The 24,581-nt window shown below is 66.9% G+C and carries 22 protein-coding genes, 1 tRNA gene and 1 pseudogene; 17 read left to right on the plus strand and 7 right to left on the minus strand.

All coding sequences use genetic code 11. From position 1 onward, the window contains the following. Positions 1-33: 33 nt before the first annotated feature. Entirely contained in the window at positions 34-405 is a 372-nt protein-coding gene (locus tag JHW38_RS17320; protein WP_207522570.1) for a hypothetical protein, read from the minus strand. Between the two features lie 760 nt (positions 406-1,165). On the opposite strand from JHW38_RS17320, the gene JHW38_RS17325 reads away from it, so the two are divergent. From JHW38_RS17325 to JHW38_RS17335, 3 genes are all read left to right on the plus strand, one after another. Then, positions 1,166-1,447 carry a hypothetical protein gene (locus tag JHW38_RS17325; RefSeq protein WP_207522571.1) on the plus strand — a complete coding sequence of 94 codons (282 nt, stop codon included), beginning with the start codon at positions 1,166-1,168 and terminating at the stop codon, positions 1,445-1,447. 365 nt (positions 1,448-1,812) lie between these two features. Next, on the plus strand, positions 1,813-2,589 hold the full coding sequence (locus JHW38_RS17330; protein ID WP_207522572.1) for a hypothetical protein: 777 nt from the start codon (positions 1,813-1,815) through the stop codon (positions 2,587-2,589). A 243-nt stretch (positions 2,590-2,832) separates the two neighbouring features. Then, the gene (locus JHW38_RS17335; RefSeq protein ID WP_207522573.1) at positions 2,833-3,426 is read left to right on the plus strand and encodes a GNAT family N-acetyltransferase; all 594 of its coding nucleotides are present in this window, start codon (positions 2,833-2,835) and stop codon (positions 3,424-3,426) included. Between the two features lie 534 nt (positions 3,427-3,960). Here JHW38_RS17335 and JHW38_RS17340 read toward each other — a convergent pair. After that, positions 3,961-4,473 (minus strand): hypothetical protein, encoded by a 513-nt coding sequence (locus JHW38_RS17340; RefSeq protein ID WP_207522574.1) that lies wholly within the window; start codon positions 4,471-4,473, stop codon positions 3,961-3,963. Beyond that, the gene (locus JHW38_RS17345; protein ID WP_207522575.1) at positions 4,470-5,531 is read right to left on the minus strand and encodes an AAA family ATPase; all 1,062 of its coding nucleotides are present in this window, start codon (positions 5,529-5,531) and stop codon (positions 4,470-4,472) included. The genes JHW38_RS17340 and JHW38_RS17345 overlap by 4 nt, the downstream gene beginning before the upstream one ends. A gap of 173 nt (positions 5,532-5,704) precedes the next feature. Here JHW38_RS17345 and JHW38_RS17350 point away from each other — a divergent pair, with 173 nt between their 5' ends. The 4 genes from JHW38_RS17350 (at position 5,705) to JHW38_RS17360 (ending at position 8,106) form a co-directional block, all read left to right on the plus strand. Continuing rightward, positions 5,705-6,100: a hypothetical protein gene (locus JHW38_RS17350; RefSeq protein WP_207522576.1), complete on the plus strand. Its 396-nt coding sequence runs from the start codon at positions 5,705-5,707 to the stop codon at positions 6,098-6,100. A gap of 89 nt (positions 6,101-6,189) precedes the next feature. Next, complete coding sequence (locus JHW38_RS17355; protein ID WP_207522577.1) at positions 6,190-6,552, plus strand: hypothetical protein; 363 nt, start codon at positions 6,190-6,192, stop codon at positions 6,550-6,552. A 272-nt stretch (positions 6,553-6,824) separates the two neighbouring features. Further along, the gene (locus tag JHW38_RS26015; protein ID WP_428995327.1) at positions 6,825-7,166 is read left to right on the plus strand and encodes a DUF6988 family protein; all 342 of its coding nucleotides are present in this window, start codon (positions 6,825-6,827) and stop codon (positions 7,164-7,166) included. Between the two features lie 307 nt (positions 7,167-7,473). Next, a complete protein-coding gene (locus tag JHW38_RS17360; protein ID WP_207522578.1) occupies positions 7,474-8,106 on the plus strand; it encodes a hypothetical protein in 633 nt (210 codons plus the stop codon). A 372-nt stretch (positions 8,107-8,478) separates the two neighbouring features. Here JHW38_RS17360 and JHW38_RS17365 read toward each other — a convergent pair. After that, positions 8,479-8,555 (minus strand) — tRNA-Arg (locus JHW38_RS17365). A gap of 268 nt (positions 8,556-8,823) precedes the next feature. Here JHW38_RS17365 and ubiA point away from each other — a divergent pair. The 5 genes from ubiA to JHW38_RS17390 all read left to right on the plus strand — a co-directional run bounded on the left by ubiA (position 8,824) and on the right by JHW38_RS17390 (position 17,170). Next, positions 8,824-9,735: a 4-hydroxybenzoate octaprenyltransferase gene (gene ubiA / locus JHW38_RS17370; RefSeq protein ID WP_207522579.1), complete on the plus strand. Its 912-nt coding sequence runs from the start codon at positions 8,824-8,826 to the stop codon at positions 9,733-9,735. Between the two features lie 162 nt (positions 9,736-9,897). Beyond that, positions 9,898-11,943, plus strand: coding sequence for a CshA/CshB family fibrillar adhesin-related protein (locus JHW38_RS17375; RefSeq protein ID WP_207522580.1), 2,046 nt, complete (start codon positions 9,898-9,900; stop codon positions 11,941-11,943). Positions 11,944-12,130: 187 nt separating this feature from the next. After that, the gene (locus JHW38_RS17380) at positions 12,131-12,643 is read left to right on the plus strand and encodes a Rid family hydrolase (RefSeq protein ID WP_207522581.1); all 513 of its coding nucleotides are present in this window, start codon (positions 12,131-12,133) and stop codon (positions 12,641-12,643) included. A 217-nt stretch (positions 12,644-12,860) separates the two neighbouring features. Next, positions 12,861-14,300 (plus strand): short-chain fatty acid transporter, encoded by a 1,440-nt coding sequence (locus JHW38_RS17385; protein ID WP_207522582.1) that lies wholly within the window; start codon positions 12,861-12,863, stop codon positions 14,298-14,300. A gap of 1,106 nt (positions 14,301-15,406) precedes the next feature. Beyond that, positions 15,407-17,170 carry a M64 family metallopeptidase gene (locus JHW38_RS17390; RefSeq protein WP_207522583.1) on the plus strand — a complete coding sequence of 588 codons (1,764 nt, stop codon included), beginning with the start codon at positions 15,407-15,409 and terminating at the stop codon, positions 17,168-17,170. Between the two features lie 313 nt (positions 17,171-17,483). Here the strand turns inward: JHW38_RS17390 and JHW38_RS17395 are convergent, their stop codons facing one another. From JHW38_RS17395 to JHW38_RS25780, 3 genes and pseudogenes are all read right to left on the minus strand, one after another. After that, positions 17,484-18,131, minus strand: a complete 648-nt coding sequence (locus JHW38_RS17395; protein ID WP_242691415.1) for a ComF family protein — start codon at positions 18,129-18,131, stop codon at positions 17,484-17,486. Then, a complete protein-coding gene (locus tag JHW38_RS17405) occupies positions 18,128-18,442 on the minus strand; it encodes a hypothetical protein (protein ID WP_207522584.1) in 315 nt (104 codons plus the stop codon). The genes JHW38_RS17395 and JHW38_RS17405 overlap by 4 nt, the downstream gene beginning before the upstream one ends. Positions 18,443-18,479: 37 nt before the next feature. After that, positions 18,480-18,956: pseudogene (locus JHW38_RS25780) on the minus strand (hypothetical protein); the annotation flags it as partial. A 145-nt stretch (positions 18,957-19,101) separates the two neighbouring features. On the opposite strand from JHW38_RS25780, the gene bioB reads away from it, so the two are divergent. The 5 genes from bioB (at position 19,102) to JHW38_RS17430 (ending at position 24,561) form a co-directional block, all read left to right on the plus strand. Then, entirely contained in the window at positions 19,102-20,142 is a 1,041-nt protein-coding gene (gene bioB / locus JHW38_RS17410) for a biotin synthase BioB (RefSeq protein ID WP_207522585.1), read from the plus strand. Positions 20,143-20,160: 18 nt separating this feature from the next. Continuing rightward, a complete protein-coding gene (gene bioF, locus JHW38_RS17415; protein ID WP_207522586.1) occupies positions 20,161-21,396 on the plus strand; it encodes an 8-amino-7-oxononanoate synthase in 1,236 nt (411 codons plus the stop codon). Between the two features lie 438 nt (positions 21,397-21,834). Beyond that, positions 21,835-22,632: a pimeloyl-ACP methyl ester esterase BioH gene (bioH, locus tag JHW38_RS17420; RefSeq protein WP_207522587.1), complete on the plus strand. Its 798-nt coding sequence runs from the start codon at positions 21,835-21,837 to the stop codon at positions 22,630-22,632. Between the two features lie 28 nt (positions 22,633-22,660). Then, positions 22,661-23,572, plus strand: coding sequence for a malonyl-ACP O-methyltransferase BioC (gene bioC, locus JHW38_RS17425; protein ID WP_207522588.1), 912 nt, complete (start codon positions 22,661-22,663; stop codon positions 23,570-23,572). Further along, positions 23,569-24,561, plus strand: coding sequence for a multidrug resistance efflux transporter family protein (locus JHW38_RS17430; protein ID WP_242690974.1), 993 nt, complete (start codon positions 23,569-23,571; stop codon positions 24,559-24,561). Before bioC ends, JHW38_RS17430 begins: the two co-directional genes overlap by 4 nt. Positions 24,562-24,581 lie beyond the last annotated feature (20 nt).

The raw sequence follows: 24,581 nt of genomic DNA on the forward strand, positions 1-24,581 counted from the left end.
GACCGGCGCCTTATGCGCAGTGCGCGCCATGCCCTAGTCCAGAGGCGTCAGTCCACTCATGTAGGACAGCAAGAACCGGTGTTCGACGAGGTCGCTTTCGTAATGGCCGAGGACGTAAGGATCCGAGTTCCCGACATCGGAGTGCGGGTACAGCAGCCCGATGGGACGAATCGTCCAGACCCGGGACGAGAGGAGCGTGTCGTAGGTAAAGCGAAGCCGCTTGCCGTCGCGGATGGTGGATTGGACCAGCCACTCCAGCGGCGATCTGGGGATGCCGGGGCCATACGCCGACGTGAGTATTCGACTCGGTGTGAATCGGCCAAGCCATTGGCTGAGCATAAAGATCACCCGGTGTAGATGGCTCTCTCCCTCGAGCCGGGCGCCGCCGTGGGTGCGGGTTGACATGCACCTTGGTTTTCTTGCTGTCAGTCACATTTTTACGACCGCCTTAACCGTTAACACTCACCAAAACTCACGGCCGCGACGCGGCCGCCCGGAATCGTTTCCGGTTCCACCTGAGCATCGTTCGCCGCGATGTCCATGCCGTAGTCGGAGGGGTTCGCAGGCGTTCGTTCGGATCGGACCACCATGAAGCTGGGGCTGCATTCCGGCTCGCTGGACGTCAATCGGTGGAGGCGCGCTTCATGCGCATGAGCGCGACCTAGCGGCGCAGCGACCACCCGAGCTCGGCCGCGAACTGGCGATGAAAATGAAACTTCGAGAACGCGGCGATCCGGTTGACCGCGTCCAGATCCAGGTCCGAGTCGAGACATCCGTTCGATGTGCGCGAGCGCTTTGTGCATCCGCGAACAGTAGGCTCGCGTCGCCGCCTTCATGGATCGCCTGGGTCGTTGGTCCCTGAGTGGCCCGCCTGTCCTGGCGCCCGAAGCCGCGACGCGCTCGGCCGATCTCGCCGAGACGCTATCGAATGAAGCGCCCGGACGCGCGGCGGGTCGGCGCAACGCGCGTCGAAGCCCGTGCTAGGGTTCCAGCGCGGCGAAACCCGATCGTGTTCTTCGTTGACAGGTCTGCCGGAGCGCTACGAAAGCCGCCCCGCATCCGCGACAGCGTTCCACGTCGCGGTTTTGGCCCTCTGCGCAGATCGGATCAATACAGGCGTCACGATGGCTCCGCAATCTTCGAACTTCACCCGCAAGGAGCACGTATGAAGATGAACAAGTATCGCGCCGTCGGCGCAGCCCTCCTGATGTCGATCGTATTCAGCGGCGCCGCCCTCGCGGCCCGGCACCACTACCAAGTGATCGGCGAGGGCTATGGTCACGATCGCGACCAAGCCTATGAAGCCGCGTCCTACTACGCGAATCGCGCCTGCTACCTGGGCTGGGGCGAATCCACGCAGGAGGAGACCATTTTGGTCGAGGAACTTCAGCCGGCCAGCGGCTACTGGTATGTGAAGCTGTCCTTGGGCTGCTTCTCGGACGACTGAGCGCGCATTCGATTCGGCGCAAGGCCGTGGCGAGCCGGGAAGCGACCGGCTCGCCATGGATCCGCTCAGCGGCTTCATGCTCGACGTTTGTCGTGATGACGATTGCCTCGTCGCACGCTGCCTGCGCGGCGGCATGATCGCGTGTTCCGCATATCCGGTTTGCGCACGCCTGTCTTCGAGCTCACGACCGGTGCTCGGAGGTGAATGCTTCAGGTTCGACGCCGGACAAGCGTATCGAGGTGACGAAAACCTTTGCAGCGACCGCGCGAGGTTAAAAATCCTTCGCATCGCCGCGACGTATGCCACATGAGCGCTCGTCGATTCTTCGCTGGTGCGGACAGTTCCGATCCGCTTGGGAGACATCCATGACGAGCAACAAAGGAGCGCGCGATCTGAACCGCGATCCCATCACCGGCGCCCCGGGTTCCCATCCGGTCGGAGTCGGCGTGGGCGGCGTGGGCGGCGCCGCCGCAGGCATGGTGCTGGGCGCGCTCGGCGGACCGATCGGAATGCTGATCGGTGGCGGCATCGGCGCGATCGCCGGCGCTTCGGCCGGCAAGGGCGTGGCCGAGAAGCTGGACCCCACGGGCGAAGCCGGCTATTGGCGCGAGGAATACAGTCGGCGCCCGTACTACGACCCCAAGTACGACTACGACCGCGACTATGGTCCCGCCTATGCCTACGGCGCAGCGGCGCGTTCGAACCTCGGCGATCGCTCCTGGGACCCGACCACCGAAGCCGAGCTCGAACGCGACTGGGCCAAGGCGCGCGAAGATTCCCGGCTCGAATGGAGCGACGCGCGCGCGGCGGTGCAGGATTCGTGGGGACGCGCCGACCGCACCTACCGCACCTACGAGGCCACGGACCGCTATCACCAGTCGCGGTTCGACCAGGTTCCGTATCGCGATGCCGACGCGCAATATGCGGACTACCAGCCGGCGTATCGTCTCGGCACGCAAGCACGGCATCAGCACACCGATCGGGAATGGGACGACCGGCTGGAAGCCGAACTCGGCCAGCGCTGGAACGAGGTCAAGGGCGAATCGCGACTGGGCTGGGACAAGGCCAGGGGCGCGGCCAAGGATGCATGGCATAGCGTGGAGCGTGCGCTTCCTGGCGATGCGGACAAGGACGGTCGCTGACGGCGGCTATTGACCTGAAAGCAAGGCAGCGCGCAGTCCAGGCAGGCCCCGACGCCACGGCGCATAGGGGCCTGCTGTCTATGCGTCGATTCAGCTTGTGCAAACCGATTCGGCTGCACTTTGAACACTGAGATGGATCAAATCGATCAGATTTTCGGCCAGTCACTCAGCGACTGACCGTGCTGAAACCGCTTGGCGGGTTGACTGGGGTCAGGCGTCAGATGGTCAAGAACGGAGAGCGAGATGACCCAACCCTCGACCGAGATACGCAGCGCCTCTCTCGATGAGATGCCACGCGCGGTGGCGACGGTCGTGGCTGCATTTGTCGCCGACCCGCCCGCGCGATTCGCTTGGCCTTCGGCGCACGACTACCTCCAGACCATGCCATTGGCCACGCGCGAATTCGCGGGCAGTTGTTTCAAGCACGGCACGGCCTATGTATCCGAGGACTTCTGCGGCACCGCGCTGTGGTTGCCACCGGGCGTGGAGCTCGACGGCGAAACCCTGGAAAAAATGTTCCGCGACACGGCAAAGCGCGAGCACCTCGACGACCTGCTTGCAACGTTCGAAAAGATGGGACAGGCGCACCCTCAAGAGGCCCATTGGTATTTGCCGCAGATCGGCGTCGACCCGAACGCGCAAGGCAAGGGCATCGGAGCGGCGTTGATGCGCCATGCCCTAGCCCGCTGCGACCGGAATCACGCGTTGGCGTACCTTGAGGCGTCGAAACCGCAGAATATCCCGTTCTATCGGCACTATGGCTTCGAACCGTTGCGCGAAATCCAGATCGGCGCGGCGCCGCCCGTCATGCCTATGCTTCGCAGACCTCGCCGTTGATGGCGCAGGCCGGTGTGCTTTGCCGCACGCCTGGCCATTCGTTGGGCCGCGACCGTAATGGACGACTGCGTAGCTGCAGGCGAGCGTGGGGAGCGCGCCGGGGTTGCGCGGCGCTACTTGGGCGACACGATGTACTGGCGATTGGCACCGATCGCTTCGCCCTTGGCGATGCCCAGAGGGTGTCCAAGGCCATCACCTGGAAGTGGTGACGATGCGGCGGGCGCGCACTCGCCGCCTGGGCCCGTAAAGGATAGCCGGGCCGAGGCATTGGACTAAAAAACCAAGGCACTCAGGCTAAGAGAGAGAAAAGCGGGGTTGATCTGCCCCGTTCCGGTCGAAACGGGGCCGACCTTGGTCGAACGCTAAAGCGCAAAAAACATTGAAACAAAGCGTTTTCGACAGTCGCTGCTCTCGAAACAGAGAGGTTCGAACTGGAAATTTGGCGCGCCCACGGCTCCCGGATTCGAACTGGTAGTTCACAAAAAGCCGGCTAGAGCAACCTCAACACAGGCTAGGTCAGCGCCGAGAGGACGATCAGCCCTTGTCAGGGCTGTCGTCCTGCGACTGTGTACTGGCCTCATCAACAGTGCGGGTTGCGTCTTCCGCCGGCGTGGGGGGCGAATGGTCTTCGACCGGCTTCCTGAACGCGTTTCCCTTCTGCGCCCGCGCAACGGACATCTCAACTATTCTGTCTACAACCCGTTCGGGGGTGTTCCACTTCATGACCAGCCGCCCCGGGTCCATGCCGTAGTCAGCGACAATGTCGCGTAGCTGTTCTAACGATAGTTTTTCGAGAGCGCGACGTAGAACGGGTTCGCCATCTCGAATCAACTGGACTGGATCGAAGGCCGCCGGATTTCGTCGATTCTTGCCGCGCTTGATGTCATCAACTTCCGTTGCCGGCTTTCCACCGCCGTCCTTGGAGCCCTTGCGTTTAGCCGACGCAGGGCTCAGAGCCTCGATCAAAGCTGATTCGAAGTCAGGGTTGCGTTCGGCTTCTTCGATTACAGCGCGAACTACGCGGTTAAGGATATTTTTAACGCTCACAACTCTCCCTCCAAGTCTCGCCAGATTTCCCTTGCGAGTTCGATATAGGTCGACGTGAGGCCGTGCGGGTCGGGCCCGTACTTCTGCCGCAAGGTGCGCTTGGAAGATAGATGTTCAGCGGCGGCAGACGCGACGTTGGTCTGCTTGATCCTGGTTGCGTAGACGGCGGGAAGTCGATCGTCGTTCCGCAATTGGTTCAATACGGTATTGTGCACAGTCGAGTTTGTCTGGAACTTCGTTGCAACGATTCCAAGTGGTGTGATCTGGTCTCCCAGTTCTTCCGCGAATTCATCGATTCGGGTGACAATCTGCGGAATACCGTAGGTGGAGAGATGGTCTGGGATTGTAGGGATCAGATAAAAGTCAGACAGGCGCAAACCGTTCAGCGTAACAATGCCGAGGTTTGGCGGACAGTCAACAATGACAATATCGTAATCATCGATTTTGGCCTTAACAGCGCGCCAAAGTAGCTCGACTGGATTAACAGCGTAGAACTTACCTGCCGGGGCCGAAGCCAATTGATCCTGCACATCGATAAGATCGAGGCTCGACGGGAGAAGATCGATGCTTCTTGCTTCCTGCACGTCTCCAACGCCTTTCTGCAGTGTTGCTTCAAGATTGAACTTCTTCCCCTCCGTGTTCATCGCATCCTTGAACAATTGAGCCAGCGTATGGCCCTTGTTGTTCAGTTCCAGCCACTTATCCTCGCCGAGCAACATAATCGTTGCGTTGGTCTGAGGGTCGAGGTCAATGACCAATACCTTCTTACCCATGACGCCGGAAAAAACTTCGGCGAGAGCCACCGACGTCGTGGTCTTGGCGACGCCGCCCTTTAGATTGATAGTAGAAATCACGTGAGCCACTGGAATGTTCCTCTTGTTCTTTCTGAGCCAAGACCGGATGTGCGACCGATGGAAAATTGGACCAGAGGCAAGTTCAGTGATGGGCGCAGGGAAGTCAGAAACGCGCACTCTCCAATTGGCGACCGCTTGACGGGAAACCCCCGCCATCTGGGCAATCTCGCCAATCCCGACAAAGTCATCGCCTGTTTGTTCCATATCACCTGCATGTGAGCATCGTTCACAGCAGCAGTGTACATCGTTCACAGCGGTCGTCAAGGGGGGGCATGTACGGTGTTGCATCACTGGGCGCCGGCTCTGCGCAGCCGTGAAAGAGCTACTAGGTCCGACTTGCACGCCAGAGTATGCGTGGATACTCTCTGGCTGCGCCGATGACGTCGGCCAGCCCGTCCACGATGGCGAAGCCGAATCGGCAACGTGCTTGTTACGCGGGTACCTTTTTTCGCCGCGAAGCTTTATGTGTGGACGCATATGGCAAGACCGCGGTCTTGAAGAAAGGTTCTATCTCCGTGCAAAAATTTGCTATCCATCAAATCGAAATCATGCGTCGCATGGCGAAGAAGATTTCGCACGCCGAAGGCATCTCGCACGGCCACGCACTTGACAGGCTGGCTGAGGAAAAAGGGCTCAAGAATTTGTCATTGCTTCAGAAGAATGGGGTTTTGGACCCCAGTCTTCCACAGCCTTATGTCTTCCGCCGTAGTGACGAGGGGTGGCCCAGTCGTTGCACGCTGTTCGTCCCCCGAGGGACAGGTGGAGGCAACTGACTCCTGCCGAAGCGGCGCTCAGTCAGACTGAAGATATCAGCCAGAAGTTCGTTAGCACGGCTAATGCTGTCGAGTTTTCTATTGACTACATGACCGCGTTGCTGAGGCGCGCGCGCTTCCGGATCGCGCAAGATTGCACCGCGATCTGGGAAATGCGTTGTTGGCTGCCTTATGGAGTGGATTACACCGAGGACGGCTCTCGTCTTTTAGTCAATCGCCGATACAAGCCGGTTGGCATGACGGCTCGTGATTGGGTGGTATATGAGCAGTTTCCTCGACATGTATTGTCGATGCATGGGGAAGAGTGGCGCCAGTTTGCTTGGCCTAGTGCTAAGGATGCATTCCTTTACGCTGATTCCTGTATGCCTCGGAAATCCCGGGAAATGGCCGATCAGTATCTCAAGCGCTTGGAGCGTCTGAGCCAGGTCATTCAACGAAATGGCGAGTCGTAATCGACCCTTCTCCGCTCCCGTCGTTCATGCCCGGGCGAAGGGAGTCAGGGGCGAGCGAGCCTGTACCATTAGAACTGCAAACTTAGACGAGCTTCCTCTAGCTGCGGCCACTTAGGAGTTCACATGGATAGTGACGATCGAACACGAGTGGCCCAGCGTCTGCGCGAATCTTGGGGGCAGTTTCGGGCTCTGGCTGAGCTCATCCCTGCCAAGCAACCTCATCGCGTTCGATTCGATCTAGCGCGCAGTGCCGTTGACTTGGCCCTAGAGCACTGCTCCAGCATCATCAAGTTGATCGGCACAGGAAGGAACTCAGCTCTGCAGCTACTTTACTAAGGCCGCTGCTGGAGGCGGGCGCAAATGCTTGGTGGCTGATGTACTGCGCCGATACTGATCGCGTTAGAGGGCTCAAGATGGCATTGGGCGGGGAGTCCACTGCCGATACACCGCAACTGGAAGATGCGCTAAAGGCACTCACACCAATATTCCCGGAAACGTGCGTCATCCTCAATGGATTAAGGAACAAGGGGCCTGCTACTTGGCTGCACAAGTTCACTCACGGGGGGGGTTGCAGCTCCATCGGCGCGCAAATGCTTGGTTGGCGGACGAGTTGATCATGCACCTAATAGCGGCGGATACCTTCGCAGTGACTGCATGTGCCGTGTCCGCTCGCATCTATAACGCTGAGTCAGTCGAAAGTTACGCGCGACGTCGACTCGATGAACTAAGCGACCAGCTCGATGTAATTAGTAATCAGGAGCACAAGGTACGGACTCCGCTCGTGCTGCCTGAGGTCGTATTGATTGACGAGTGGGACAATGCATGAGGAGGCAGGTGCGCAGTCCCGAAGTCTGAGACTATGGCCTCGACATGCTACTCCGTGGCAGCGAACCTAGGCGTATGACTTACGGGCGTAACGACATGAATTACAGATTTGAGCGTGCAGATGCTCAGAGGCTGGCCGATCTAGCAGGGGTTCTACACGATCTGGAGTTATCAATTCAGGCATGTGATGAATTCCTCAGCAACCCTGTAGTGGGATCAGTTAGAGCCATCCTGATCTCTAGGTCGCTCGCGACATTTGCCATTGTTACGTACTGCCGGACTATGGCTTCCGGAGTTAGGTCAGGAATATCAACGGAACAACTCGCTCTATTGCCATCACATTTGCAGCAGCGGCACGATTATTTAAAGGGCATACGAGATAAATTCATTGCGCACTCGGTAAACCACTTCGAAGAGAACTTCGTAGAGGTCGAGTTGGAGAAATCAGATTCCGGATTGGTGAAGGTGAGTAGTTTAAGTACTGATCACACGAGGCACGCTACCTTCTCCAATGCGGATATGATCGGTTTGAGGGAGTTGGCGGAAGCCCTGCTTGAGGTGATGAACACGGAGTATGACGCTGAATTTGATCGTGTTTGGGATACCCTAGAATCGCTTGCGCCTGCTGAACTATTGGCTGTTCTGACGGCTCCATCGGGTCGAGGATATAAGCCTCCTCATACACCACGTAAGCGCTTCGATCAGCACTCATCTAAAAGGGATAGGTGACAACCGCGGTCTGGCATTCTCGATCAGAGTCAGCATGTCTTGCGCAGAGTTAGCGGAAGGATGGAAGGATACTAATTCCTACTCTTGGCCCAATTCGTGAGTTCCGCACACGTTAGAACGATTTTTTGGACCCCACCTCTGGCATCAAACTGATCTTTTTGACTAACGCTAAGTTGTTGAAAAAAAGGAGAGCGGGAGTTAGTTGTTGGACTAAAAAACGCCCTGAGAGAAGAGAGAAAAGTGGGGTTGATCCTCCCCGTTTCGGCCGGAACCGCGCCGACCCTGGCCCAACGCCAAAACGCGAAAACCGCCGAAAATAAAGCGTTTTCGACGGTCGCTGCTCTCGAAACAGAGAGGTTCGAACTGGGAATTTGGCGCGCCTGGAGGGATTCGAACCCCCGACCAATGGCTTCGGAAGCCACTACTCTATCCGGCTGAGCTACAGGCGCTTGGAGATCGCGTACGCCGACTCGCGGCGTGCGGCCGTGCATCATAGCGGAATCCGCCGGTTTGGGTGAATCCGGCCGGTCGGTCGCGTAGGACGGCCCGGGAGGCTGCACCGCCGCCGCCGCGGCCGTCGGCCGAGCCAGGGCCTGATCCCGCGCCAGGCAAGCCGATCCGGCGCCCGATCGAAAGCTCCGACCCGACAAGCCCGGCACGCCCCCCAGTCCCGCCGCAAGCAAGCGCCCCGCCCCCGGCGCGCTACTCTATGCGGCTATGGATCGCGCCCACTCCCACCTGCCCGCGCCGGACTGGCGGCGGCGTCTGTCGCTGTACTGGAAGCTGACCCGCGGCGACCGGCCGATCGGCTGGCTGCTGTTGCTGTGGCCGACCTGGTGGGGGCTGTGGATCGCGGCTGGCGGGGTGCCGCCGCTGTGGACGCTGTTCGTGTTCTCGGCGGGGGTCTGGCTGACCCGCGCGGCCGGGTGCGTCATCAACGATTACGCCGACCGCTGGCTGGACCCGCACGTGGAGCGCACCAAGCACCGACCGCTGGCGACCGGTGAGCTGCGCGGACGCGAGGCGCTGGCGGTGTTCGCGGCCCTGATGCTGGCCGCGTTCGCGCTGGTGCTGACGATGAACCGGCTGACCGTGCTGATGAGCGTGGTCGGCGTGGCGCTGGCGGCGAGCTATCCCTATCTGAAACGGTATACGCATTTGCCGCAGGTGTACCTCGGCATGGCCTTCGGCTGGGGCATCCCGATGGCGTTCGCGGCGGTGCGCGGCGAAGTGCCGGCGGTGGCGTGGCTGCTGTACGTGGCCAACATCCTGTGGTCGACCGCGTACGACACCTGGTATGCGATGGTCGACCGCGAGGACGATCTGAAGATGGGGTCGAAGTCGACCGCGATCTTGTTCGGCGAACTCGATCTGCTCGCTATCGGCACGCTGTATGCGCTGATGTTCGCCGCCCTGGCGCTGGCCGGGCAGCGCGCCGCGCTGGGGCCGTGGTACTACGCCGGACTCGCGGTCGCGGCGGTGTTGGTGGTCTACGAATTCGTCCTCGCGCGCGGACGCGAGCGCGAACGGTGCTTCCGTGCGTTCCTGCACAACCATTGGGTGGGGCTGACGATCTTCGCCGGGCTGGCGTTGGATTACTTCGTGCGCGGCGCGCCCGCGGCGGTGTGAACGGCATCCAGCCGGCCGCGCGGGCCTGCGCATTTCAAATGGCGTTGACAGACGGGCTGGCACACTCCGGTCACGCCGAAGCGGGGGGCGTGGCCTAGCCGGCTTCCTTCCGTGCGCGCGGCCCGGCCGCCCGGCGTCGTCCGTCGTCGTCGAGAAGTCCGCATGTCCTCAGTTCTCCCCCCGCGCCGCCCGCGCCTTGCGTTCGCGAGCCGCTTCGCGCGTCCGTTCGCCGCCGCCGTCCTCGCCGCCACCTTGTTGCCGCTGAGCGCGCAGGCGCAGTTCGCCACCGGCGGCGCCGGGCGCTTCAAGTCGAACATCTACTGGTTCAACTGGGGCACCGCGCCGAACACCATTCCGCAGGCCGGCACCACGGTGACCAATACGATCCCGCTGAACGGGCAGGAACTGCGCGTGACCTGTTCGCTGAGCAACATCAGCGGCGGCACCGCGCCGTCGTTGCGGGTGTATCGGCCAGGCAGTTGGCAGGGCGACGGTCTAGACGATCTGTACAACATCGGCGGCACCGGCGCCGCCAACACCATGAACATCGGTTTGCGCAATCGCGTCGATGCGACCACGGTGAATTTCGACTTCAGCTGTTCGGCGACGCTGGGCGCGCCTGGGCAGCCGAACCCGCCTGCGTATCAGCTCGAAGGCCTGGTGGTGGCCGACGCCGAGCAGTCGGCGAACGACGAATTCCTGCAGGCGACCATCAACTCCACCAACACCGGCGGCCCGACCACCTGGCGCATCATCGACCGCTACCGCACGCCCGGCTGCACCACCGGCACGCCGGCCCTGCTGAGCCAGTCCGGCGGCACCAGTACCCTGCGTTTCGGCGCGTCGACCAACTGCGCCTCCGGCCCGATGGGCGTGGGCTTCATGGAGAACGCGACCCGCGCCAGCGTGCAGTTCCGCGGCGGCGGCGGCTCGGCGGTGGCGGTCGGCGTGGTGGTGGTGGACTCCACCGATCACGGCGATGCGCCGAGCAGCTACGGCGACGCCGTGCACCTGGCCCAGTTCACCTGGAGCGGCGGCACGCTGACGCCGGGCGTGACCACCGACATCAACGCCGACAGCTTCGCCCTCGCCAATCTGGTGCCGCCGAGCACCCGCCTGGGCAGCGCGCTGGATTCCGAATCGGCCGCGCAGTACTCGGCCAACGCCGACGGCGACGATCTGCTCGGCACCGACGACGAAGACGCGTTCGCGGCGCCGCTGGGCACCATCGCCGCGTTGCCGGGCCGCACTTACACCTCGCCGGCGATCGCCTGCACCGGGCCGGGCACGGTGCGCGGCTGGATCGACTTCAACCGCGACGGCGATTTCGACGATGCCGGCGAAGTCTCCACCAACAGCCCGACCTGTTCCGGCACCTCCACCGTCACCCTCAACTGGACGGTACCGGCCGGCGTGCAGACCGGGCGCAGCTACATGCGCCTGCGCATCGCCAGCAACGCCGCGCAGATCGCCACCCCGACCGGTTCGGCCAGCGACGGCGAGGTCGAAGACCACGTGCTGACCCTGGCCGATGCGCGCATCGCGTTGGTCAAGCAGGTCGGCGCGCGCGCCAACGCGGCCGACCAGTTCACCGTCAGCCTGCTGCAAGGCGCCACCGTGCTCGGCAGCGCCGCCACCAGCGGCGCCGGCACCAGCGCCAGCACCGGCGCGGTGTTGTTGGCCGCGAGCACCGGCTACACCTTGCGCGATGCGCTCAGCGCGGGTTCGACGCCGTTCGCGAATTACCAGAAAAGCATCGCTTGCGTCGCCAACGCCGGCAGCACCGGCGCGGTGCCGGCGCCCGGCGGGCCGACCGGCACCGGCCCGGTCGACTGGACGCTGACGCCGAACCCGGGCAACGACCTGACCTGCACCATCACCAACCGCGCGCTGCTGACCGCGCTGCGGATCAACAAGACCGACAACCAGAGCACGTACACGCCGGGTGCAGACCGCGAGTACACCCTGACGGTCAACAACGACGGCGCCGACGCGGCGATCGGCGCGCGGGTCAGCGATACCTTGCCGGCCGGCGCGACCTTGTCCGCGCCGTGGCGCTGCACCGCCAGCGCCGGTTCGGCCTGCGGCGCCGCCAGCGGCGGCACGGTCGGCGGCAACAGCGTGACGTTGACGGTCGACCTGGCCCCCGGCGGCAGCGCGACGATCGCGGTGCCGGTGCGTTACAGCGCCAATCCGGGCGATTACTGAGGGTCGGGGCGCCGTTGCCGCGGCGCCCGAAACGGGGCGGCGGCGGCGCGCGCGGGTCGGCCCGGGCGCGTGCGACCGCGCCCGCGAGTTCGCGCGACCGGCATAACGCAATCGTGATTGCGGGCAATGACGGCTGCGCGGCGACAGGGCGCAATGACGGCCGACACCCTTCGCACGGAGCGCCGCCATGCCCAAGCCGCTGTTGCCCCTGTCCCTGCTGTTCGCCGCCTGCGCCGCGATCGCCGCACCGCCCGCGCCCGACGCCGCGCCGCCGACGCGCGAGCATTTCGCCCCGCCGGGCTGGGAAAGTTCGTACCGCGACCTGCACTACTCGCCGGTGGTGCGCATCGGCGACCGGGTCATCGTGTCCGGCATCCCGGCGATGGACGGCGCCGACGACGAAGCCAAGGCGCGCGCCTTGTTCGTCGAACTGCGCGCGCACCTGCGCAGCGCCGGCGCCAACCTCGACGACGTGATCGAACTGCAGAGCTTCCACGTCGCCCGCGACCAGGCCGAATTCCGCCGGCGCATCGAGCCGGTGCTGAAGGTGCATCGCGAGTTCTTCAAGGATCACTATCCCGCTTGGACGGCGGTGGCGGTCAGCGGCCTGTATTCGAAAAGCGCGAGCTTCGAGTTGCGGGCGGAAGCCGTGATCGGCTCCGGCAAAGCCCCGCGCGCCAAGATCGGCGCCAAAGACTGAACCCGCATGGCCTGCCTGTAGGAGCGGCGCGAGCTGCGACCGCGACAACGCAACTACGCCGAAGGTTTCGACGCAGCGGTGATGTCGCGGTCGCGGCTCGCGCCGCTCCTGCAGGCGGCCCATGAAGCCCATCGCCAGCGTTTGCGACTAAAGTCCAAGTGGCCCGCGCACCCCCGGCTCGGACAATCCCCCAGCCTCCGCAGGATTCCGCCACCTCATGACTTCAGCCGCTCCCGCCGCCGACGGCCCGCTCGCCCGTTTCGCCCTGCGCAGCGCCGCCTGGGCCGAACGCTGGTTCCCCGACGCGTACGTGTTCGCCGCGCTCGGCGTGGTCGTGGTCGCGCTCGCCGCGCTGGCGTTCGGCGCGAGCCCCGGCGCCACCGCGGCCGCGTTCGGCGACGGTTACTGGAGCCTGATCCCGTTCACCATGCAAATGGCGTTCGTGGTCATCGGCGGCTACGTCGTCGCCACCGCGCCGACGGTGGCGCGGCTGATCGATGCGCTGGCGCGGTTTCCGCGCAGCGGCCGCGGCGCGATCTGCTACGTCGCCTTGGTCAGCATGCTGACCTCGCTGCTGAGCTGGGGCTTCTCGCTGGTGTTCGGCGGCCTGCTGGTGCGCGCGCTGGCGCGGCGCGAGGACCTGGACATGGACTACCGCGCCGCCGGCGCGGCCGCCTACCTCGGCCTCGGCGCGGTCTGGGCGATGGGGCTGAGCTCGTCGGCCGCGCAGTTGCAGGCCAACCCGGCCAGCATGCCGCCGGGATTGCTGGCGATCACCGGCGTGATTCCTTTCAGCGAAACCATTTTCCTGTGGCAGTCGATCGCGCTGACCGCGGCGCTGATCGCGGTGTCGCTGCTGGTGTGCTTCGTCACCGCGCCGCGCGGCGCTTCGGTCAAGCGCGCGCGCGAGTTCGAAGGCGCCGACCGCCTCGCCGCCGACGAGAAGCACGCCGCGGCGCTGCCGCCGCGCACGCGCCCGGGCGAATGGCTCGAATACAGCCCGCTGATCACGGTGCTGCTGGCGGCGATGAGCGTGGGCTGGCTGGCCTACGAATTTTCCAACAAGCCGCTGGTCAGCGCGATCGCCAACCTCAACACCTACAACTTCCTGTTCCTCACCGCCGGCCTGCTGCTGCACTGGCGCCCGCGCAGCTTCCTCAACGCGGTCGCGCGCGCGGTGCCCAGCACCGGCGGCGTGCTGATCCAGTTTCCGCTCTACGGCGGCATCGCCAGCCTGCTGACCGCGGCCAAGGGCGCCGACGGCCAGACCCTCGCGCACCATCTGTCGAGCGTGTTCGTGCGCATCGCCAGCACCGAGACCTTCACCTTGGTGATGGGCGTGTACTCGGCGGTGCTCGGCTTCTTCGTGCCGTCCGGCGGCGGCAAGTGGATCATCGAAGCGCCGTACGTGATGCAGGCCGCCAACGACCTGCGCGTGCACCTGGGCTGGGCGGTGCAGGTGTACAACGCCGCCGAAGCCTTGCCGAACCTCATCAACCCGTTCTGGATGCTGCCGCTGCTGGGTGTGCTGGGACTGAAGGCGCGCGACATCGTCGGCTTCACCTTCCTGCAATTGCTGGCGCATATCCCGCTGGCGCTGGGCTTGCTGTGGCTGCTCGGCCTGACCCTGAACTATCACCCGCCGGTAATGCCCTAAACGCATCGTCGCGCATCGCGCAAGCGGAAAAATCCTACCCTCGCGCGCGCCGACGGCCGACTGACGCGTTCGGCCGCGGTGCGCGATTCTGTGCGCCGTGGAGACGCCGCGCCGGTCGCGCGGCAGGTGCGGACAAGGAGGCCGCGCTGCTCCACCGCCACGTTCCCGCCGTCGCGTGCGGGCCGCCGTCGACGCTGCGGATTCTCAATGTGGGAGAACCGCTTTGGCGACAATAGCGGCACGCGGCAGGGAAGGGATTCCGAGCCGGTCAACGACGCCCAGGGAGGGAGCGGAGCAGGGGGCAGGGAAGCGCATCGCAGGCAACGGCCTCCTCGTCGGTGGAGCGCTTGCGATGCCGGGCCCCGAGCACGGCAGGGAACGTCGGCCAAGCGAACCCGCCCGATTCGATCAGACGCGCCAGGAGGCGCAACGCAGGGAGCATCGCCAGGGACGGCGGGCGGTCGGAATCGGGGATGCGCCAGGACGGCGCGCGTGGCGGCAGGGACGCCGCCACCGGGTGGGGGCCAGGGAGGGCGAGCGGGTTGCGCGCAGGACGCGCGCACCCGCGACGCAGGGCGCGCGGCGGGTTTTGTGCGGCGCGCAAGGGGACGAACTTCAGTCCCGACGCTTTCGGCTCCACGCGGGTCGAAGCCGCGTTGCGGTCGATTGAAGGCGTCGGGCCTGAAGGTCCTTCCCGAAAGGCGGGCGCCAGCGTCGGCGAACGGAATCGTCGGCGCTGGCGCGCGATGGGGTGCCTTGTCGCAACAGGGAATGTGGATGCTCCCGGCGTCCACGCCGCGCGGTGTCTGCGCAAGGCCGCTGTTACGGATCGAGTGGTGCGCAAGCCGGGCACCCTCGCGGGGCGTGCTCATGGCGAGTTGCGTTTCCGCAATGTCGCATCACAAAAACGGCACACATACGCCAGCCGATACTGTGACCGTGCCTACGCTCGCCACCTCGGGCGTGGAGTAGCGTGCTGTCGTCGCCGGATGCGCCGAGGTTGCCAGCGCAATGGACTCCGGTGTGTGAGTTCCGCACCGGCATCACCGTCGCGCTTGCGCGGCCACGCCGGTGCGCGCCCGTCCGCCGCTCGCTGGGGAACCGCCATGAGACTGTCCACGTTGCTGTGCGCCGGCGCGCTGTCGCTGGCGGCCACTTGCGTCCACGCCGCCGTGCCCGCGCATTACGTCGTGTTCGAAATGGACGCGCAAGGGCGCGCCGAGCCGGTGTTCTACACCCAGGTCGAGCTCGGCGACCCGCAGCGCGACCTGCGCGGCCGGCAGCCGGTCGAGCGCGGCGTCGAACGGGTCGAGTACCGCATCTCGCGCAACGGCGCCAAGAGCGCGCAGGCGTACGAGGCGCAGGTGCCGCAGTTCCTGCGCGCGGAGTTCGCCGCCGATCCCGAGCACGGCGACGGCCGCATCGAGCTGCACCGGCCGGTGCGCGATCCGCATCGCGCCTTCGTGGTGCGGGTGCCGCTGGACGCGGCCGATACGATCGAGCTCGCCGGCGGCGCGGCCAAGGCGGCGCAGCGCATCGACCTGCGCGAGCTGGCGATCCGCGCCGCGCAACTGCCGCTGGCCGCCGCCGCGCGCCGCGCGCTGCCGCTGGCCGCGCCGCTGCCGGGCGAGGCCGCCGCCAGCGCCGCCAAGGCCGCCAACTCCGGCAACCGGCTCGACATCCTGGTGCTCGGCGACGGCTACACCAGCGCCGAACAGACCACCTTCGCCAATCATGCCGCGGCGCTGAAGACCGCACTGTTCAACGTCAGCCCGTACAAGGACTACCAGAACTTCGTGAACTGGCAGACCGGTTTCGTCGCCTCCAGCCAGTCCGGCGCCGACCATCCGCCGTACCAGGCCGGCTGCACCGGCACCAGTTGCTGCGCCGACACCGCCGCGCGCAGCGATCCGCGCGCCGGCATCTTCGTCAACACCGCGCTCGATGCGACCTTCTGCACCAGCCAGATCCATCGCCTGCTGACCACGCGCTCGTCCAAGGTCATGGCCGCGGCCGCCGGCTTCCCGGACTGGGACAAGATCCTGGTGACGGTCAACGACCCGGTCTACGGCGGCGCCGGCGGTTCGTTCGCGACGATCTCGGCGCACAGCAGCGCGGCGTTGATCGCGATCCACGAGTTCGGCCACAGCTTCCACGGCCTGGCCGACGAGTACGACACGCCGTACCCCGGCTTCCCGGCCTGCAGCGACATCAGCGGCAGCGCGCGCTGCGAACCCAACGTGACCAATCAGACCAATGCCAGCCTGGTGAAGTGGCGCAGCTGGTTCACCCCGGGCCTGCCGATCCCGACGCCGGCCGGCACCAGCGGCACCGGCCTGTTCCAGGGCGCGCGCTACCTCAGCAGCGGCATGTACCGGCCGGTCGACAACACCTGCCTGATGCGCGCGCTGGGCACCTCGTTCTGCCCGGTGTGCCGGCAGGAGTATGTGCTCAAGCTCTACCGCGGCGGCTTCGGCTCGCCCGCGGCCGGCATCGACCTGATCGAGCCCGGCACCGAGGCGCCGTCGCCGGCGGCGGCGGTGAACTACGCGCGCGGCAGCACCCAGCGCTTCTCGGCGGCGATCCTGCGCCCGAGCATCGGCACGGTCGCGCTGCAGTGGTACCTCGACGGCGTGGCGGTGTCCGGCGCGACCGCGGCCAGCTACGACTTCCGCCAGGACGCCGCGACGCCGGCCACGCGCACGCTGGAATTGCGCGCGACCGATCAGACCGTATTCGTCAAAGCGGCGATGGCCGGGAACCTGTTGCAGCATTCGCGCACCTGGACGATTCGTGTGAACGCTGCGAAGGCGTCGTCGGCATCGGCGAACGCTTCGGCGGATGTCGCTAGGATTGCGGCCGCGCCTTGATGCCGGGATGCATCGCGGCCAGCGCGCTCCACGGGTGTCATGACGCGACAACGCTGTCGTCGGCGCGTGCAGCGCGCCGGCGTTGCCGGTATCGACGGTTCGGCTCGGCTTGGATTCGATTGAATTCGAACTGAGCCGAACCGAGCCGAACCGAGCCGAACCGAGCCGAGCCGAAGCCAGAACGCGGAGCACTTCTCAGCGTCGTCATCCCCGCGAAAGCGGGGATCCAGAGACTTCAGCGTGCTGCCGACCCGAACCGCGCACTCGCTGCGGGCCGCAACCCAGCGGTCGCCATCGGCGCGCGCGCCCGACGCTACAGCGTCCGCGCACACACCCAGGCATCGACCCGCTGCGCCCCCGCGCGCCGCAACGCCTGCGCGGCCGCATGCAGGGTCGCGCCGGTGGTCATGACATCGTCGATCAGGATCGCGTGCGCCGGCGGCGGCGTATCGGCGATCCAGACGAACGCCTCGGCCAGGTTGCGCCGGCGCTGGGCGGCGTCGAGACGCGATTGCGGCGGAGTGTCGCGGGTGCGGTGCAAGCCGCTGGCGCACACGCTCAGACCGAGGCGACGCGACAGCGGGCGCGCGAGTTCGAGGGCTTGGTCGTAGCCGCGCTGGCGCAGGCGGCTGCGGTGCAGCGGAACGGGGATCAGGATTGCAGCCGGTGCGTCGTCGGAACGGGCAGGATGCGCAGAGCGATTCGGCGCGCGTATGCCCTCGCGGCTGATCGCTCCTACGCTTGCGGCACCTGCGAAGTGCGCAGCATGCAGGGCCGAGGCGAATGTCGGTGCGGCCGCGGCGGCGTTCCGGGATCGCATGCGCTCGGCCAATGGTGCGAACGCGGCCGCCATCGTCGTCGCCAGCACGCGACCGGCGGCGAGGTCGCGATGGAACTTGAAGCGCGGCAGCAGGCGATCGAGCGGAGCGCGGTAAAGGCTGGCCGCGCGCACTTCGTTCAACGGCGAGGCGCGGACGAGGCAGGCGCCGCAGCGATCGGGCAGCGCGGCGGCGATCGAAGACGTGTGCGTGAGCGGATTGGCGCCGACTGCGCCATCACCATCATCGCCACCGCCACCGCCACCGCCACCGCCACCGCCACCGCCATCGCCATCGCCACCACCACCACCGCCACCGCCACCGCCACCGCCACCGCCACCGCCACCGCCACCGCCACCGCCACCGCCACCGCCACCGCCACCGCCACCGCCACCGCCACCGCCACCGTCGCCACCGCCGCCACCGCCGCCACCGCCGTCATCGTCATCGTCATCGTCCGCCCGCACTCCCACCCGAGCCGCAACCAACGGCATCGCACACCCCAGACAACTGCGCCCCACCCGTGGCCACTGCGCCCAACACGCTGCGCACAGATCGCAGCCCGGCAGGCCCGCCTCGGCGCAGATCAAACAGCGCGAGGGCCACAGCGACCAACCCAGGCGCGGCCAGACGCCGGTCGGGACAGGCAGGGCAGGAAAGGCGGCGAGTGCGGCAGTCATGCGAGCAGTGTCGGCACGCGCAAGCGGCGCCGATATCGGCCGCCACCCCCGCACCGGATCGGAAAAGCGCCCGCCGCGCCGCCGGAGACCGCCCCGGCGCGGGGTCGGCGACCTTGCCCATTCGGGCCGCCGCGCCGAAACCGGGGGCGAAATCGCACTGCCGCCGAGGAAAAGAGTGCCCAACCGCGATCCCGCGTCCGACCCTGCCCACCCAACGCGCGCGATCGCGCCACGAACACGACGCCAACGCAGCCAACCTGCCTGGAACCTCCCGCAAGAAGCGCTCATTCACGCGCCCGACTGCTGTCAACCAATCGACGCCAGCCACGGTTGACAGCCACCCCCGCGCTTCCCAGACTCCCCAATCCGGCCGCGCCCAGTGCAGCCGGTTCCCTTTCGCCCGCCGTCAGTGCAGTCCGCTGGAGCCAGCCCGGTGCCCAACACGTCCCCCGAATCCACTCTCCGATACGACTGGTCCCGCGCCGAGGTCCGCGCGCTGTTCGACCTGCCGTTCCCCGAGCTGCTGCACCGCGCCGCCGGCGTGCACCGCGAGAATTTCGATCCGACCGAGGTCCAGGTCAGCACCCTACTGTCGGTCAAGACCGGCGGCTGCCCGGAAGACTGCGCCTACTGCCCGCAGGCCCAGCGCTACCACACCGGCGTCGACGCGACCAAGCTGATGAGCACCGAGGCGGTGCTGGAAAAGGCCCGCCAGGCCAAGGCCGCCGGCGCCTCGCGCTTCTGCATGGGCGCGGCCTGGCGCTCGCCGAAGGACCGCGACATCCCGAAGGTCGCGGCGATGATCCGCGAGGTGAAGTCGCTGGGCCTGGAAACCTGCGCGACCCTGGGCATGCTGTCCGAAGATCAGGCGCTCAAGCTCAAGGCCGCCGGCCTGGACTACTACAACCACAACCTCGACACCGCGCCGGAGTTCTACAACGAGATCATCCGCACCCGCGAGTTCCAGGACCGCCTGGACACGCTCGAACACGTGCGCGACGCCGGCATGAAGACCTGCTGCGGCGGCATCGTCGGCATGGGCGAGTCGCGCGAGCAGCGCGCCGGCCTGTTGCAGACCCTGGCCAACCTGCCGGCGCATCCGGATTCGGTGCCGATCAACCGTCTGGTCCAGGTCGAGGGCACGCCGTTGGCCGGAACCACCGAGCTCGATCCGTTCGAATTCGTGCGCACCATCGCGGTTGCGCGCTTGATGATGCCGAAGTCGATGGTCCGTCTCTCCGCCGGTCGAGAATCGATGAGCGACGAGTTGCAGGCGCTGTGCTTCCTGGCCGGCGCCAACTCGATCTTCTACGGCGAGAAGCTGCTGACCACCGGCAACCCGGACACCGAGCGCGATCTGGCGCTGTTCGCGCGGCTGGGCCTGCGGCCGATGCAGATCGTGGAGACCGCGGGCACCGTCCATGCGAGTATTGAGCAGCACGAAGCACATCCCGCCCACACCTGCGCCGCCTGAGCGGCGGAGCCACCTGCCATGAGCAGCAGCCAGCGTATCCTTTGGCGCGACCGGATCCACGCCGCACAAGCCGAGCGCGTGGCGTCCGCGCGCACGCGCAGCCACCGCGCGGTGAGCCACCGCGACGGCGCGCGTTGCGAAGTCGACGGGCGTTCGCTGGTCAATTTCTGCGGCAACGATTACCTCGGGCTGTCGCAGCACTTCGCGGTCATCAACGCGTTCCAGGACGCGGCCTCGCGCGAAGGCACCGGCGGCGTCGCCTCGCATCTGGTCTGCGGGCATCACGCCCAGCACGAGGCGCTCGAACGCGAACTGGCCGACTGGCTGGAATCGCCGCGCGCGCTGCTGATGGGCAGCGGCTTCATGGCCAATCTCGCCGCGGTGCAGGGTTTGCTCGGCGAAGAAGACGTGTGCGTGCAGGACCGGCTCAACCACGCCAGCCTGATCGACGCCGCGCGTCTGGCCGGCTGCCGCTTGCGCCGCTATCCGCACGCCGATCCCGAAGGCGCGATCCGGCAGTTGCGCAACGTGCCCGACGGCCTGGCGATGCTGGCCACCGACGGCGTTTTCAGCATGGACGGCGACATCGCGCCGCTGCGCGACCTGGCCCTGGTGGCGCGCGCGCAGAAGGCGGTGCTGTACGTCGACGACGCCCACGGCGTCGGCGTCACCGGCCCGGACGGGCGCGGCACGGTCGCCGCGGCGCGTTTATCGGTGCAGGAAGTGCCGTTGCAGCTGGCGACGTTCGGCAAGGCGCTCGGCAGCTACGGCGCGGCGCTGCACGGCGACGCCGACCTGATCGGGCATCTGGCCGAAACCGCGCGCAGCCACCTCTACACCACCGCCTTGCCGCCGGCGCAGGCCGCGGCCACGCGCGCGGCGATCAAGCTGGCGCGCAACGACCACTGGCGGCGCGAGAAGCTGGCCGAACTGACCGCGCTGTTCCGCGAACGCGCGACCAAGCTCGGCCTGGAACTGCTGCCGTCGGGCACGCCGATCCAGCCGGTGATGTGCGGCGACGACCGCCGCGCGCTGGCGATGGCGCAGGCGCTGGAGCAGCAGGGCTACTGGGTCGCCGCGATCCGTCCGCCGACCGTGCCGGAAGGGCGCGCGCGGCTGCGGGTGACGTTCTCGGCGCTGCACACGCGCGAGCAGGTCGAAGGCCTGATCGACGCGCTGGCGCGCGCGGCCGAGCGGGTGGCGATCGAGCGCGCGGACGAGGCGACGATGGCCGTGGTCGGGGCTGGGCGTTGAGGCGGCGATTGGCGGCGACGAACCGGTAAAGACGGACCGATAAATCAGCAAGAGCCGACGCTTTTGCTCGTCATTCCCGCGAACGCGGGAATCCAGGGCTTTATCGAGGCATTGCTCTGAAGTCTCTGGATCCCCGCATTCGCGGGGATGACGAGCAAGAGCGAAAGCGACGAGTCGGATACAGACAGCGACACAAGCGACAAGGCGACATAAGCGCAACTGGCAAGACAGGCGAAGCCCCACCCCGTCATTCCCGCGAACGCGGGCTCCGCTTTACTTCGGCGGAGCCGAATATCCAGGGCTTTACCGAAGCAAGACTTCCAAGTCTCGTTACCCCGCACCCACAGCGACGACGAGCGAGCAATCCACCGCACCACCCGCCCCGCAGCGCCCCCGCGCGGCGACGGCGGCACGCAAACGCAGCAGCACGGACTTTCCATGTACATCCAAACCGCCGGCGCTCCCGCCGGCAGCGGCCGCCCGGCGCTGGCGCTGATCCACGGCTGGGCCATGCACGCCGGGCTGTTCGCGCCGCTGGTCGAACGCCTCGGCGATGCCTTCAGCCTGCATCTGATCGACCTGCCCGGCCACGGCTACGCCCGCGACGACGCCACCGCGCTGGATCCCAAGGCGCTGGCCGCCGAACTGGTGCAGCGCATTCCCGACGCGTACTGGCTCGGCTGGTCGCTCGGCGGCCAGGTCGCGCTGCGCGCCGGCCTGGACCATCCGGAGCAGGTGCGCGGCCTGATCCTGATCGCCTCCTCGCCGCGCTTCGTGGTCGGCGCGGACTGGCCGCACGGCGTACAGCCCAGCCTGTTCCGCAATTTCGGCGAAGCGCTGGAGCGCGATTTCCGCGGCACCCTCGACGGCTTCCTGGCGCTGGAAGCGCTGGGTTCGGCCAAGGCCCAGGAAGAACTGCGCCACCTGCGCGAACTCGCGTTCGAACGCGGCGAACCGGCGCCGCGCGCGCTGCAGGAGGGGCTGGTGCTGCTCGACGAATTCGATGTGCGCGCCGAACTGCCGCAACTGCGCGTGCCGAGCCTGTGGATCTCCGGCCGCCGCGACCGGCTGGTGCCGGCCGGCGCGATGCCGGCCGCTGCCGCGCTGACGCCGCTCGGCCGCAGCGCGGTCATCGCCAGCGCCGGCCACGCGCCGTTCCTCGGCGCCACCGATGAAGTCGCCGCCGCCATCGAAGCCTTCGCCGCGCCGGCGCCGGCCGCCCTTCCGCTCGCCTGAGCGCGCTCCGCACCGTTTGAGTCCTGCCATGACCGATCTGTTCGACCACCGCCAAGTGCGCCGCTCGTTCTCGCGCGCCGCGCACGGCTACGACCAGGCCGCCGCGCTGCAGCGCGAAGTCGGCGCGCGCCTGTCGGAAACCCTGGATTACCTCGAAGACCGCGTGCCCGAGGTGGTCGTCGACGTCGGCTGCGGCCCCGGCCACCTCAGCGCGGCGATGCAGAAGCGCTGGCCGCGCGCGCAGGTGATCGCGCTGGATCTGGCCCTGCCGATGCTGCGCGAGGCGCGCGACAACTTCGGCGGCCGCGGCTGGCGCGAGCGCCTGCTCGGCGGCGCGCGCCGGCCCGACGCGGTCTGCGCCGACGCGCGCGCGCTGCCGCTGCGCGACGCCAGCGTCGACGTGCTGTTCTCGAACCTGTGCCTGCAATGGGTCGAAGACCTGCCGGCGGTGTTCGCCGGCTTCCGCCGCGTGCTCAAGCCCGGCGGCCTGCTGCTGGTGTCGACCTTCGGCCCCGACACCTTGTTCGAACTGCGCGGCGCGTTCGCCGAAGCCGACGCGGCGCCGCACGTGAGCCCGTTCGCCTCGATCGCCCAGTTCGGCGACGCGCTGATCGCGGCCGGCTTCAAGAACCCGGTACTGGACCGCGACGAGTTCGTGCTCGGCCATCCCGACCTGGGCCATCTGATGCGCGAGCTGCGCACGCTCGGCGCCACCAACGCCAGCGTCGACCGCCGCCGCAGCCTCACCGGCCGCGCCCGCTTTGCGCGAGCGGCGCAGGCCTACGAGCCGCTTCGCGGCGCCGACGGTTCGCTGCCGGCGACCTGGGAAGTCGTCTACGCCCATGCCTGGGGCCCGGAGCCGGGCACGCCGATCCGGGTCGGCGGCGTCGACGAGGTGCAGGTGCCGGTGTCGAGCATCCGCGTCCGGCCGCGCGCGTGAACGCGCGCCGCCACGCCCTGGCGGCGGTGCTGATCGCGCTGGCGTCGGCGCTGTTCTTCACCTGCACCTACGTGCTCAACCGCGCCGCCGCCGGCGGCGGCGGGCATTGGGCCTGGACCGCGGCGCTGCGTTATCTGTTCACCCTGCCGCTGCTGTTGCCGGTGGTGGCGGCGCAAGGCGGCATCGCGCCGGTGTGGCGCGCGATCCGCGCCCATCCGGGCCCGTGGCTGGCCTGGAGCGCGATCGGCTTCGGCCTGTTCTACCTGTGCCTGAGCTACGCCGCCGCGAGCGGACCGGCGTGGCTGATCGCCGCGACCTTCCAGCTGACCGTGATCGCCGGAATGCTGTGCGCGCCGCTGCTCTACCGCGACGAACGCGCGCGCATCCCGCTGCCGGCGCTGCTGGTCGGCGCCGCGATCGTGGTCGGCGTGCTGCTGATGCAGCTCGGCCACGGCGGCGGCCGGCTCGACCGCGCCGGCTGGATCGCGCTGGCCTGCGTGGCGGTGTCGGCGTTCGCCTATCCGCTCGGCAACCGCGGCCTGTTGCTGCACCTGGAACGCAGCGGCATCGAGCTCAACGCGACCCAGCGCGTGTTCGGCATGACCCTGGCCAGCCAGCCGCTGTGGTGGGCGACCGCGCTCTATGCCGGCGCCGAAGCCGGCGCGCCGACGGCGGCGCAGGCGGGGTTGGCCGCGGGCGTGGCGCTCGGCGCCGGGGTGATCGCGACGATCCTGTTCTTCCAGGCCACCGGCATGGTCCGCAACGATCCGACCGCGCTGGCCGCGGCCGAGGCGATGCAGGCCGCCGAGATCGTGTTCGCCACCGCGATCGGCGCGCTGTGGCTCGGCGAAGGCTGGCCGCGCGGCCAGGCCCTGGCCGGCGCCGGGCTGGTCGTGCTCGGCATCGTCGCCTTCAGCGCGGTCGCCGCGCGCGCCGCGGCCGGCAACGAGCGCCGGCTCAAGCGCCTGCGCAGCGATCGCGGCGGTTGAGCGCCGCGGCGCCGCGCCTG

This window comes from Lysobacter enzymogenes (genome assembly GCF_017355525.1).
GTDB classification, from domain to species: Bacteria; Pseudomonadota; Gammaproteobacteria; order Xanthomonadales; family Xanthomonadaceae; genus Lysobacter; species Lysobacter enzymogenes_C.

Excerpts from the sequence above, each read along its gene's own strand:
- bioF (WP_207522586.1), top strand. The coding sequence starts at position 20,161 with ATGAGCAGCAGCCAGCGTATCCTTTGGCGCGACCGGATCCACGCCGCA.
- bioH (WP_207522587.1), top strand. The coding sequence starts at position 21,835 with ATGTACATCCAAACCGCCGGCGCTCCCGCCGGCAGCGGCCGCCCGGCG.
- JHW38_RS17390 (WP_207522583.1), top strand. The coding sequence starts at position 15,407 with ATGAGACTGTCCACGTTGCTGTGCGCCGGCGCGCTGTCGCTGGCGGCC.
- JHW38_RS17320 (WP_207522570.1), bottom strand. The coding sequence starts at position 405 with ATGTCAACCCGCACCCACGGCGGCGCCCGGCTCGAGGGAGAGAGCCAT.
- JHW38_RS17345 (WP_207522575.1), bottom strand. The coding sequence starts at position 5,531 with ATGGAACAAACAGGCGATGACTTTGTCGGGATTGGCGAGATTGCCCAG.
- ubiA (WP_207522579.1), top strand. The coding sequence starts at position 8,824 with ATGGATCGCGCCCACTCCCACCTGCCCGCGCCGGACTGGCGGCGGCGT.
- JHW38_RS17385 (WP_207522582.1), top strand. The coding sequence starts at position 12,861 with ATGACTTCAGCCGCTCCCGCCGCCGACGGCCCGCTCGCCCGTTTCGCC.
- JHW38_RS17325 (WP_207522571.1), top strand. The coding sequence starts at position 1,166 with ATGAAGATGAACAAGTATCGCGCCGTCGGCGCAGCCCTCCTGATGTCG.
- JHW38_RS17375 (WP_207522580.1), top strand. The coding sequence starts at position 9,898 with ATGTCCTCAGTTCTCCCCCCGCGCCGCCCGCGCCTTGCGTTCGCGAGC.
- JHW38_RS17360 (WP_207522578.1), top strand. The coding sequence starts at position 7,474 with ATGAATTACAGATTTGAGCGTGCAGATGCTCAGAGGCTGGCCGATCTA.
- JHW38_RS17380 (WP_207522581.1), top strand. The coding sequence starts at position 12,131 with ATGCCCAAGCCGCTGTTGCCCCTGTCCCTGCTGTTCGCCGCCTGCGCC.
- JHW38_RS17335 (WP_207522573.1), top strand. The coding sequence starts at position 2,833 with ATGACCCAACCCTCGACCGAGATACGCAGCGCCTCTCTCGATGAGATG.
- JHW38_RS17350 (WP_207522576.1), top strand. The coding sequence starts at position 5,705 with ATGACGTCGGCCAGCCCGTCCACGATGGCGAAGCCGAATCGGCAACGT.
- bioC (WP_207522588.1), top strand. The coding sequence starts at position 22,661 with ATGACCGATCTGTTCGACCACCGCCAAGTGCGCCGCTCGTTCTCGCGC.
- JHW38_RS17330 (WP_207522572.1), top strand. The coding sequence starts at position 1,813 with ATGACGAGCAACAAAGGAGCGCGCGATCTGAACCGCGATCCCATCACC.
- JHW38_RS17405 (WP_207522584.1), bottom strand. The coding sequence starts at position 18,442 with ATGACGATGACGATGACGGCGGTGGCGGCGGTGGCGGCGGTGGCGACG.
- JHW38_RS17355 (WP_207522577.1), top strand. The coding sequence starts at position 6,190 with ATGACCGCGTTGCTGAGGCGCGCGCGCTTCCGGATCGCGCAAGATTGC.